The sequence below is a fragment of the Virgibacillus natechei genome (assembly GCF_026013645.1).
GTDB lineage: Bacteria > Bacillota > Bacilli > Bacillales > Amphibacillaceae > Virgibacillus_L > Virgibacillus_L natechei.
In genome coordinates this window covers 3,069,911-3,082,502 of record NZ_CP110224.1, presented here as the reverse complement: position 1 = coordinate 3,082,502, position 12,592 = coordinate 3,069,911, and the positions used below count along the sequence as shown (strand labels likewise).

The following is a 12,592-nucleotide window of genomic DNA, read 5'->3' as shown; positions in this document are numbered from 1 at the left end:
ATACAAAGTGAGAGCATAGCATCGATATTGCATGATAGAAATCAGGAAATTAACATATTTATGAGAACAGTAAAAGAATATGCCTTTCCAATTCTATCTCCTTAAGATATGATAATTATAGACTAGCTCATATTTAAGTGGGAGGTGAACTGGATGGAACAAAGTACACAAAAAATTTTAAAAAGGAAATTAAGCTTTGATGAAATGATCGAACATTTAAATCAAAAGAATGTTAAATTTGAACTAATTACTAAACAAGAAGCTAAGGACATTCTTCAAACATCAAATTACTTTTATAAACTCACAGCTTACAGAAAGAACTTTGAAAAAAATAAATATGATAAGTATGTAAATTTGGATTTTAAACTATTGCAAGACCTTGCCACCATTGATATGCGACTTCGTTATTTAGTATTACAAATGTGTTTAGATATAGAGCATATAGTTAAAACACAAATACTTACGGATATAACTAATGACTCTACTGAAGATGGCTATAGCATTGTAACTGATTATTTAGCGCATGATAATAGTTCTATTGAGTATTATATGAAAGCTTTAAATAAAGAAAGTCATTATAATTATGGATTATATGTAAAGCATCATAAAAATCCGCCTATTTGGGTATTATTTGAAGTTATGACCTTTGGTGGTTTCGTAAAGTTTGTGGAATATTATTATTGTCGGAAAAACGAGCCACCTGCATACAAAGAAATACATCAAGTATTAAGGTATGTGAAAAACATACGTAACACAGCTGCTCACAATAGTCCTATCTTGATGGACATAACAAAAAATAGGCAGATTGCTCCTCAAAAGGTTATAAAGCCTATTACCAGTTTCACAAAAAAGATTAAAGAGTTGTCACCTCAAGCGAGGAAGAAAAGGCTGTCTAATCGAAAGGTGCATGACTTAACTGTACTTATTTATGTTCATTATACTTATATCAACAGTGAAGGTATTAAAACTGCACGGTATAGGGATCTCAGGAAATTATTGGAACGCACGAAACGGTTGGGAAATGCATATAATAATCAAGATTCCTTAATTGCAGTGTATAAATACTTTAAAAAACTGATTGACTTCGTAAGTTAATTAGTGTAGTATTTCATTTAAGGAAAAAATCGGTTCGCCCGGTTTGCAATGGCGGGGTCATACTTCGCTTAAGTTTATCGTGCAAGCACCTGTCATTAATGGCGGGTGCTTTTTATATGATTAGAATGGATGTCTGTCACTTCCTGATTTTTGCCGATATCGTTGAATGTCCAGTCTATAATAAAATAGGTGGCTATTGGCTTAGCCCCCCAACCATGGTGGTGAAGCTTCTTTAGTGCAAACTGGCATTATTTCAAAAGATATGTATTTACCTGGGGAATAATTAAGAAATGAGATGAGGCAATTCATAAAAAGATGGATGGATTCCTTACAAAATATTTTTTGTCTTCTAAGAGGAGCGTTTGTTAGAGTATGAACAAAGAACCAACTACTTTATTTATAATCGGCAATGGTTTTGACTTATATCATGGTGTGAAATCTAGTTATTATGAATTTCGGGATTTTCTTAAAAAACGTAATAAATACATAAATGATGACTTAGAAATGTATTTTGAGTGTGAGAACTTTTGGGGTGATTTTGAAAATAATTTAGCCTTTCTTTCACGTGAAATGCTGATGGAATCCGTAGATGCTAATTTGGATATTATGATGGATACATTTGATGAAGAAGATGATGATTTTTCATATGCGGATTATTTTGCTGCCATAGAATATGGAACACAAATTATTTCAGATATTACTGATAATTTACCTTATCGTTTTAAACAATGGATTAAAACATTAAAAACGTTGAATGGAAAAGAGGAATCTTGCGCTGAAATCCTTAATAAGGATGCTTTGTATATTAATTTTAATTATACTGAGTTTTTAGAAACCCTCTACAGTATTGCAAGTGAAAACATTTTGTACATTCATGGTGATCGGAGAGAACGTAACAATCAAATTATTCTTGGTTCTGGTAGTGATACAGATCAAAATTTTGTTGATTGGTATCGCCAACACAAAACTGGGATACATCGAAGTGATAGTTTGACATATCTGCATTATTTTCAAAGTGAAGACGACCAAGGCAATTGGAAAAATCCAATCAGATATTATGCAGCCGATCATGCAGCAGGAACCATTGAAGGTTATTTTGATGACACAAGAAAGAAAACAGAAGAAGTGATGGCGAAACATGCTAAATATTTTAGAAGACTAAAAAATGTAAGAGAAATATATGTTATAGGACACTCGCTCGCACCAGTTGATCATCCCTATTTTAAAGAGATTATAAGAAATCATGTAGCAAGCGATCAGTTAAAATGGAATGTTAGCTGGTATAGTGAAGCAGACAAAGAAAGAATTAATAAATTTGCAGAAATGATGAGTATTCCAAAACACAATATAAAAATGTTCCAGCTCAAATAGAAGGCTGCTTTTATGAGTTATTCATAAGGATTCAGGTGTTAGCCCCTCGCCACGTTAATGTGCTAAAGTGAACAAATGGGTTTAGTTGTTAATTATTGATTTGTGGTATTTAGAGTCAATTTCTTATTGCTCTTTTTAAAAATACAAAGACCTACAGAATTCCAAAATTGTATTTTTAAAAACAGAAATCATGCAGCTTGTTGCTGATTCAATTGCGCATTCATACGGTCTGCAGACAGTTTTGAAGCATAGTAAATAAGCGTTACCATGTCAAAATGAATTTTTGCACGTTTTCCCGTGCGATAACGAACATTGTTAAGCCGAAAGAATTCCTTGAGATATGCGTTGACTCGTTCAACGGCCGTACGCTGTTTGAAAATGGTTTTCCAGGCTTTGGACCTGCGTGCTTGTGACTCAGGGGTCAGTAAGCGTACCCCCGTCACGTTACGACAAAGCTAATTTAACTATAGATAGAAATCTTGGCCGCTGCGGTTATGGCAGTGGTTTTATTTTTGATAAGATTCGGGGAGAAACTAATCGCAAACGGAGCTATTTATATTTCCGGTTCACTGGGTCTGAATTTTACAAAATTGAGAATCCCCCCGCTAAATAATAATCGTTTCGTTGTAAAATTTTTTAGCATTAATAATTCAATCGGAATAGGACAATCCCCTAGCATAATACAACTTAGGAGGGGGGATTAGTTATGGATAAAAAAGAGTTCAGCTTGCGGAATATAGGAGATAATGTTTCTGAACAAGATAGGGAAGAATTTATTGGAAGGGCTTCTGTCATACTTGAAAAGCAGCAGCTATTAGCATCTGAAGCGGTTCATTTTGGGTCATTTATTTTTTTACCTGAGGAAGAACAAATAAAACGTCAGTCCAATATGCAAATAATTCCGATTGAGAAAAAAAGAGTTAATAAAATTGATCACATATCCAAATTGGAAAATAGACAACTTGAAGATTCCTTAAAGAAACTTAAGGAGAAATACAATTTAAGACAGAGAGAATTAGAGAAGATAGTCAGACAGGTGAAAAACTTTCAAAAGGAGCTTTCTTCAGATATAGATGAAATCAATAAAGAAACAAAAACTTTCTTGGAGGAAAGCACACGTCAAGCTTACGTTGAGAAGCAAATCAAAAATTACGTTAAAAAAGTTCAGACCAATTGTGATAAATTGACCGATTGTTTATTTCTGGAGGACCCCAGTATCCTTTCCGATGAAAATAAATCAACAATAATAAATAAGGTCAGCGTATTGCAAAACAATATGAACAAACTAATTGAACAGTTGTCTCGTTAAGATGTCTTTGTCTTCCTATCGTATTGATTCTTATTATGTTTATTACGAAAAATAATATTGTAAAAACCCGTATTATTCAAGAAGATTACTGAAAAAATCAAATACTTTTCAAATCAATCCATCTTTTTTACAATTTTAGGGATTCTGGGCAGACCCCGCCACGTTAATGTGCTTAAGTGAACAAATGGATTTAGTTGTTAATTATTGATTTGTAGTATTTAAGCATTGATTTTATGTTAGCTTAAACCATTCTTTGTTAATTGAATGTGCACAAGCAACATATGCAGATATTGATGAATTAAAGGATGTAACAGGGTTATTTGACCCCTCTACGACCATTGATCAAGGATTAGAGAAGTTTGTGGAATGGTATAGGAGTATTATGAGATTGATAAGCAATAGAAGATCTATTATAAGAAATCACTGTATTCTATGCATGCCTAATAGGTTGATAGTGTACAGTGATTTTTATTATACGAGCGTTCGAGAATAATCCTTTACTTATAAGAACAATTGTTCTATACTATAAATATAATTACTATTGTCAACAAACTCCCAGAAGGTCGTATGAAAATATTTTTCCGCTTTCATGCCACCAAATCAACTTTCGATACGATAGTAATTAAAAAGAGATGTTCTATTAAGCAGTGCTTTTTAGACGAGGGGAGATTTTATAAATGAGTAAAGACAACGTAACATTCGAAGAAATTTTCAAGCAAAATGAGCGCAGGATTCATTATTATATTCACCGATTAAACATCAGAGATCCGCATCAAGAATTTTACACAGAAGGTCTAGTTGCGATGTGGAATGCCTATGAGAAATACCAGCCAGACAAAGGGCCAATGGCAACCTATTTTAACTATACGATTCGCAATCGTATGATTGATTTGATGCGTAAAGAGAATAAGCAGCAGGAAAATCTGGAGCTTTACAAGCAGGAACAGAAAACGAGAATGGATGATGGCAATCATTATCGGAGTGGTGGGGCGACATATCCGGTGATGAAAGTGGCTGAGTCTGAGAGCACGTTGTATGATTTGGAATTTTGGAAGGAAGTACGCACCGGGCTGTCGGACAATCAGTGGAAATGGGTGACGTATTTCGTGATAGAGGACATGTCCGTGAAGGAGATTGCCGAGCAGGAGGGCGTTTCTGTGGAAGCGGTGAAGAGTTGGGGCAAGGAAGTGAGGCGGAAGCTGCGTGGGAGAGTGTCTGAAAAGAAGTTGGAATTGATTTGATAGATGGTGATTTTGATAGGGTAGTTTGTTTTAAGGAATGGTGCAGAGGGTACTCTAGTGTGGTGAATTTTTCTAAAATTCTATTTACTAGTGTCGGTATTCGTGTATAATAAAGTATAGGAAGTATTCGCGGAAAACGATAAAGAGTATACCCGGTTAGGAGAGAGGTGATGATCATTTATGAATTTAATTAGATGCCCAGAATGCCACTCCTATTATCGCAAAAAGATCGCGTCGTTGTGGATGTTATAAATACCATTACACATACCCGTTGTTTAGATATTGAGAATTGCTTGGCCATTAAGGATTCTGGCACGTATGGGGGAATCATAAAACGTTATCCTTTCTTCATGAAGAGTGGGTGGGAGTAGTTGAAAGGGAATGAAAATTACGTCTATTAAAATAAACAGCACATTAAAAAATCTGCCGATGATATGATATATCCGGCAGATTTTTGTTTTTCTCGTTTGATTGATTTCTTGCCACAGCTCAAAGGAGTTTTGTTAAAAAGATGCGTATGAATAGGTAAAAATATTTAAATCTAGCAAAGTGTTGGTCAGTCTGTCACTATTTTGTCACATTATTTGTTGGCGATTCATATAACCAACTTTGCCTCATGTGAAACGTATAGTACAATAGACCTAGACTATATAGTACTACACGAGAGGCTAGCTTCTAGAATGGAAACGAATACAAGTGAGAAAGCAGTATTTAGGTTTATCATTTGAAGAGGTAGTTGAACAGAATGAGGCAAGGATTTATTACCAGCTCCACGATTTACGTATTACCGATCATCATGAGGAATTCTACCAGGAAGGGCTTTATGCGATGTGGGAAGCGTATCAAACATATCAGCTGGACAAAGGGTCAATGGGAACGTACTTCAACTATATGATTCGCAATCGTATCATCGATTTGATGCGAAAGAATAGGCTTGATAGAGATCATGATACATTCTTTTACCACGAAGAAACGAAACGCTATGAAAGTGGAAATCGTTGGCGGGATAGAGACCTGCCTGCGCTTGACTTAATGGGGATCCCAATAGATGATGCCTATCTATGGGAGCAAGTGAAAGGTATGCTAACGGTCAATCAATGGAAATGGATGCATTATTATATTTTACTGGACATGCCGATAAAGGAAATCGCTACGCGTGAGGGTGTCTCGATTAATGCGGTGAAAGGTTGGGCAAGACTAGCGAAACGAAGATTGATGAATACGGCGTTTAAAGATTTGGTGTTGGATAGTATGTAGGTGTACTAGATGAGCTGCTTGTATGAATGGTCTGTATGACATTTGTACGAGCAGCTCTTTTTTTGTAGTGAATTTTACATGAATTTATAATTTTTTTCGCAAATAGGAAAGCATAAAACTTTCCTATTTGCATAAGTGCAACTAAGGAATTCTCCGAAAGACTTGGCGAATACCAAGTTTTCTAAAAAAGAAGACACCTAAGTGGGGACTTCTTTCGATTATAGGAGTAGAGGGAAACTATATACACTATTCCGAGTGCCATTTTTAGATGAGGAGACTTTTTCTTTATACCAGATAAGCTATCAGGAAGTTATCTGATTGTCACCCTATATTCCCTTCTACATTAGGTTTCGCATGCTTTTCATCACTTTATCCCCGATATGATTCGGGATTTCCAGCCTAGAGCGTGTCGTCCAAATCAACATTGTTTTGTGATAATGGTGTGCGAATGAACGTAGAAAAACGTTGTATAGTGTAAAAGTGGCTTCTCGAGAAAGAGGAGAAAAATGAATAAGAAAAAACAATTTAGTTTTGAGGAGATTTTTAAACAGAATGAAAGACGGATTCAGTACCACCTCCGTCAACTGCGTATTCAAGACCCGCATCAGGAATTTTATCAGGAAGGCCTTCGTGCCATGATGATGGCATATGAAACGTATCACCCCGATGAAGGTCCCTTCGCTACGTATTTTAACGTTATGATCCGTAATCGTTTGATCGATTTGCTCTGGGAAAAGAATCAGGATCTGTGAGACTGCTTCGACGTGCGTTGTTTTATTACTGGCAAATGCTGCAAGCTGAAGCGGGCATGAATTCAAGGTACGTCGACGTTGATTCGTTAATTCGTGTTCGTTTGATAGTGTTATGGGATAGAAAAAGGCTTTGAAAATCTATGGTTGGGCGTCTTTCCTAAACAAAAGGCGCTTTTTAGAAGCGGGCGTTTGACGTGTGAAAATTTAGGAGATGGAAAGGGTTGGGGAAAATGAATTACATAAAAGAATTAAATGCATTTCACAATCAACAGGAAACAAATCCACTTTCAGCATCAGCAGCAAATCTATGGCATGTACTCATGCATGTGAATAATAGGGCCGGTTGGATGAAAGAATTCACCGTAGCCGTATCGCTACTGTGTGCGAAATCTGCTTTAACCGAGAGTACATTTAAAAGAGCACGAGCGGAACTGCAGGATAAGGGCTATATTCGTTTTGACTCGCAAGGTGGAAATAAGGCAGCACGTTATGAAATAATCTCGTTGCTTTCAGGTGGGCAGGGGTCTGGTTCTGGGGGTCATGTGGACGACAATACGAGCGACACGGAAGCGGCTGACGACAGTGTTGACGACAGAGCGACCCACAAGGTGAGCGACAGTTTGAGCGGCAATCCGGACTGCAGTGTTGACGCATTATTTAAACGAACTAAAACAAAAAAGAAACAAAACAATACAGTAGCAACAACAGGCGCGATTGCATTTTATCAGGACAATTTCGGATTGATCAGCCCGTACGTTGCTGATGAGCTAATTAACTGGGTAACCGATTTAGGCGAACCCCTTATTTTGGATGCCATGAAACGAGCCCTAGAGCGAGGAAAAGCAAGTTGGGGATACGTCAAAGGCATCCTTCAAGCCTGGGTTAAAAAAGGCATCACAACCGTTGACCAAGCATCTGCAGAAGAAGTAGCATTTCGCAGGGAGCAGCAGGCAAAAAAGCAGCGTGGCGGGACTTTTAGGGCAGAGTCGCGTGAAATTGTGCCTGATTGGTTTAAGGAGCAGAAGCGGGAAGAGAAGCGGAAACGAGAACAGGAAAAGGCGAATAAATCGGAACGTGATACGGAAGCAGAGCGCGCGGAGGTGAAGAGATTGTTGGAGGAGTATGCGAGTAAGGGGAAGGTTGGTAGTGTTGGGTAGGGGTGTGGTCGCATCTTGGATTTTGGTGGGTTTTGTGGGATGGGAATGATGCTTGGAATGTTGGGTTTTTTGTCTTTGTCTTTGTTTTTGTACTTTCTCGAGGATTTCATTGTTGAGGAGATCCTGCAGAGAACTAGAGTATCAGCAGGATCAGGAATCTCCGTTGTTTTGGGGACAATTAGAAAGACTGCCTACCGTAGGTAGGACAGTTTTTAAAATATGGGGAAAGACAATATTAAATAAATAAAGAGTGTACCGAAGGCAATATTGGTTATTTATACACCATGCAGATTAAAGTTTATATTATTTGATTAACTTCAGAGTAGATTAAACTAACTACCATTTTGATTAATTCTATCTAAAATAAATCTTATTTGTGGTAAAATAGACATATAAAATTTTTTATAAAAATAAGTATTTGGTACTTGTATATAAAAATTTGAAACTATTACTTGAATTACAATTGGAGAATCGATATAAAACTAAGGCTGGGAATTTGGCTGGTATATAAAAATGAAAACTACTATTGCTTACATATTTATAGAAATAGAATTTGTATGCGTTTTAATTTATGTATTACAATAAGGAGTGAAAAGATGTTCATATCTGAAATAAATATAGAAAATTTTCGTAATTTTGGTGGGTCTAATAATGTAATAGAATTTAATGAAGGTGTCAATGTAATTATAGGGCATAATAACTCAGGCAAATCTAATTTACTTAGAGCATTAGAGTTAGTATTAGACGTTGGTAGTTCAAAAAAATTACTTATAGATGACTTTAATAAAAATATAAGTATAGACGATTTGAAGCAAAAGCCTCCTAAGGTTTCTATCACTGTATCATTTTCTGAGTCAGACAGTGAGCCCGAGTTCTCGGAGGATTTAGTTACTGTTTCTACATGGTTAACTAATCTCGAATCCCCTTATAAAGCCCAGTTAACATATGACTTCTATCTGCCAGAGAAAGAGGTAGAAGAATATAAGAAAGTAATGAGTGAAATTTCTTCGACAGACAGTGAAGAGTACTGGAGAACAATTGAACATAATTTTTTAAGGAAATATAGAAGTAATATATATGGTGGCAATCCTAAACTTAAAAGAGTAGCTGATTCGGAAGCATTGAGGAAAATTGATTATCAGTTTTTAGATGCAATTAGAGATGTGGAGAGAGATTTATTCACAGGAAGAAACACGCTTCTAAGAGAAGTAATTGACTTCTTTATGGATTATGAAATAAAAAATGATGAATCAATGGAAAAGCAAGAGCAACAAGCAGAGATAAATAAATTAAAAATGGACTTTTCCAAAGATGCCAAAAGTTTAATAGATACTTTAAGAGGGAGGATGAAACAAGGAAAGATAGAGATGCTTAGGTACGCGAACGAAACAGGTGCTTCGTTTGGAAATGCTGAGCCCGACTTTGATGGGCATATATTGGATTCGGAACTATATGCTGCATTAAGATTAATTGTTAAATATCAAACTGGTGTAAAAATACCTGCTACACATAATGGACTGGGGTATAATAATTTAATTTATATGTCACTCCTTCTAGCGAAGATGCAAAAAGATGCATCGGGTTATTATCTTGGAAGTAATGCAAAGGTGTTTCCAGTATTGGCAATTGAGGAACCTGAAGCTCATTTGCATCCGGCAATGCAATATAAATTTTTAAAATTCCTTAAAAATAATTCTGAAGGAAAAGCTAGACAAATCTTTATTACAACTCACTCACCTAATATTACTGCAGCTGTAGGTCTAGATGAAATTATTTGCTTTCATAGAAAGCAAGACTACAGTTTAAATGTCGCCTATTTAGGAAGAGTTTTTGGAGAAGAAGATAAAAAGTCAAAAGATTATGTAGAAAGGTTTTTAGACGCTACAAAGTCAGACATGTTGTTTGCGAAAGGTATTATTTTGGTAGAAGGAATAACAGAACAGTTAACTATGTCCACATTTGCTCGATATGTGGATTGTGATTTAGAGGATAGTCATATATCTGTAATAAATATAGGTGGCAGATATTTTGAACATTTTCTTAAATTATTTGATTCTACTAAACAGAATTCAATTCATAAGAGGGTAGCTTGTATTACAGATTTAGATCCTCTTAGAAAAAAACATGACAAAGGAAGTTTTACAAAATGCTATCCTTTCGAACTCGATATTGACACGGAGCATTATTCTTATAAGTCTTGTTCAAATAATTTAGTAGGTAAATATGGACTGAGTAATGGTCAGAGTTCACACGATAATATCGTGTGTGTTTCCCAAGTCGAGGGGCAAGGAAAAACATTTGAGTATGGCTTAGCTTATGAAAACCCAGAGTGTAAGGTGATCTTGACCAATTCTATTAGTAATGCAAAGGAACTGGATTCTTTATTTGATACATATAAGGAAGGGGGCTCACTTGAAGATATGATAAAATTACTTGGCAACCAAGGGGATGAGAATAAAAGGATCGCAAAAAGTATTCTGCAATATGAAAAATCAGATGACAAAAAACACTTACTTGCTGCTAGATATTTGAATTCTATTGATAAAGGTGAAAATGCTTATGAATTAGCTCAAGCCCTAGAGGAAAATTTTAACAAAGGCAATAAAGCTAATTTTAAAGTTCCAGAATATATTGGGGAAGCGGTAAAATGGATATGCAAATAATTACATCTAAATCTGAAATTAATATAAACAAACATTTTAAAGTTTCAGCTGGTCCTGGCGCTGGGAAAACTAAATTTTTAATTAACCACATTAAAAATGTCCTACATAATTCTAATAAGTTGGGACGCATTAGGAAAATCGCCTGCATAACATATACAAATGTAGGTGTTAAAACTATTATACAAAGATTGGGTGATGAAATAGACCATATAGAAGTCAGCACTATTCATAGTCTGCTTTTCACACATATTGTTAAGCCTTATTTATACTTGATTAATCAGAAATATGAGGTTGATCTTGAAAAATTAGATGCTCCCTTTGAACATATAGTTTCGAGAGGATATTTTATAAAAACGAACCTTAGTAAAAAATATGTAAAAGAGGACGAAATGAAAAAAATTTACTGGGAGGTAAATGGATCTACTTGTAAATTGTCTCTCAGAAACAGGAATAAAGACTATCACAACAGTTTATTTAAATATAAACAATTTTTTTGGGAGAAGGGGATAATTCATTATGAAGATGTATTAGCTTTTGCTTGGGAAATTCTAAATTCTTCTGATAAGGCTCTTAGGATAATACGATCAAAATTCCCATACTTTTTTATTGATGAATTTCAAGATACAAATCCTATTCAAACAGAAATAATAAAATTGATTGCAGAAAAAGAAACTACGGTTGGGGTTATCGGTGATAAGGCACAATCAATATATGAATTTCAGGGGGCTGATGTTAAACAGTTCAATAACTTCCATTTACCGGGAATGTTTTCTTATAATATGGAAGATAACCATAGAAGCACAGAAAATATTATAAAGGTTTTGAATAAGGTAAGGAATGATATTACACAGAGAAACCCCGAAGGCAAGGTCGGTAGAGATCCAGTTATAATTATAGGAGACCCTTTAGAGGCACTGTTGAAAATAAAAATGGAATTAGACGAGGAAGTTGCTTCTCTTTCATATTCAAATCCTATGGCAAATTCCTTAAGGAAAAATAAAAAATATAATAAGGATGAAAGATGGGGAGCTATTGAAAGTGTTTTTGTGGATAGCAGTAATCCGAGGAGAAAAGCATTTATATCAATTATAAAATCGATAGAATATGCAAGGTTAGCGCATTACAAAGATTCTATAAGAGAATTGAGCAGACATCTAAAAAATACAGATGATTTTAATGGGCAGCAGACTGCATTAAAAGTAATTAAAGAGTTAACAAATGATTATAATGAGTATAAAGATAGCGCGCTTTGGGAGCTCTATAAAAAAATAGTCAATATGGAATGTTTCAATTTCCCTGAAATAAGAGAAAGTAAGAAGGGAAAAACATCTTCAGAGATAGAAAAATTCTATAAAGAACATATTTATTCAGATATCTCAATGTGCGTGAATATTTTGGAGGATGATACTTTACATCGTACTATCCACAAAGCTAAAGGAAGTGAATTTGACAATGTATTAGTCGTTGTGAATGGAAGAAACGGAAAGTATAACGAAAAAAGAGATTTGGGCTTTTTGTTAAATAGTGAGATTGAAGACATCGAGGAGCAAAGAGTCTATTATGTTGCTTGCAGCAGGGCAAAGAAAAATTTGTATATTAATATTCCTAAAATAACAGAAGGAGCAAAAAGTGAGCTGAATGATTTATTTACAATTATGGACGTTTGAAAGACTTTTAAATTTTCATTTCTGGAATAAATTTTTGTGCTATAGTATTCATTTAAAATCTTAACAAAAATGACTATAAA

The 12,592-nt window shown here is 35.1% G+C and carries 9 protein-coding genes and 1 pseudogene; 9 read left to right on the top strand and 1 reads right to left on the bottom strand.

Annotation, left to right across the window (positions count from 1 at the left end; translation table 11 throughout):
- Positions 1-153: 153 nt before the first annotated feature.
- Positions 154-1,095 (top strand): Abi family protein, encoded by a 942-nt coding sequence (locus OLD84_RS15670; RefSeq protein ID WP_209463856.1) that lies wholly within the window; start codon positions 154-156, stop codon positions 1,093-1,095.
- A 372-nt stretch (positions 1,096-1,467) separates the two neighbouring features.
- Complete coding sequence (locus OLD84_RS15665; RefSeq protein WP_209463857.1) at positions 1,468-2,466, top strand: bacteriophage abortive infection AbiH family protein; 999 nt, start codon at positions 1,468-1,470, stop codon at positions 2,464-2,466.
- Positions 2,467-2,654: 188 nt separating this feature from the next.
- On the opposite strand, the pseudogene OLD84_RS15660 reads toward OLD84_RS15665, so the two are convergent.
- Positions 2,655-2,873 (bottom strand): annotated as a pseudogene (locus OLD84_RS15660) (transposase); the annotation flags it as partial.
- Between the two features lie 299 nt (positions 2,874-3,172).
- On the opposite strand from OLD84_RS15660, the gene OLD84_RS15655 reads away from it, so the two are divergent.
- From OLD84_RS15655 to OLD84_RS15625, 7 genes are all read left to right on the top strand, one after another.
- Positions 3,173-3,775, top strand: a complete 603-nt coding sequence (locus tag OLD84_RS15655; RefSeq protein ID WP_209463858.1) for a hypothetical protein — start codon at positions 3,173-3,175, stop codon at positions 3,773-3,775.
- A gap of 677 nt (positions 3,776-4,452) precedes the next feature.
- Positions 4,453-5,016, top strand: coding sequence for a sigma-70 family RNA polymerase sigma factor (locus OLD84_RS15650; RefSeq protein WP_209463859.1), 564 nt, complete (start codon positions 4,453-4,455; stop codon positions 5,014-5,016).
- A gap of 696 nt (positions 5,017-5,712) precedes the next feature.
- Entirely contained in the window at positions 5,713-6,273 is a 561-nt protein-coding gene (locus OLD84_RS15645; RefSeq protein WP_209463860.1) for a sigma-70 family RNA polymerase sigma factor, read from the top strand.
- 506 nt (positions 6,274-6,779) lie between these two features.
- Positions 6,780-7,025 carry a sigma factor gene (locus tag OLD84_RS15640; protein WP_209463861.1) on the top strand — a complete coding sequence of 82 codons (246 nt, stop codon included), beginning with the start codon at positions 6,780-6,782 and terminating at the stop codon, positions 7,023-7,025.
- Positions 7,026-7,255: 230 nt separating this feature from the next.
- Positions 7,256-8,182: a DnaD domain protein gene (locus OLD84_RS15635; protein WP_245301633.1), complete on the top strand. Its 927-nt coding sequence runs from the start codon at positions 7,256-7,258 to the stop codon at positions 8,180-8,182.
- Positions 8,183-8,778: 596 nt separating this feature from the next.
- Positions 8,779-10,845, top strand: a complete 2,067-nt coding sequence (locus OLD84_RS15630) for an ATP-dependent nuclease (RefSeq protein WP_209463863.1) — start codon at positions 8,779-8,781, stop codon at positions 10,843-10,845.
- Complete coding sequence (locus OLD84_RS15625) at positions 10,830-12,512, top strand: UvrD-helicase domain-containing protein (protein ID WP_209463864.1); 1,683 nt, start codon at positions 10,830-10,832, stop codon at positions 12,510-12,512. The genes OLD84_RS15630 and OLD84_RS15625 overlap by 16 nt, the downstream gene beginning before the upstream one ends.
- The last annotated feature ends 80 nt before the right edge of the window (positions 12,513-12,592 follow it).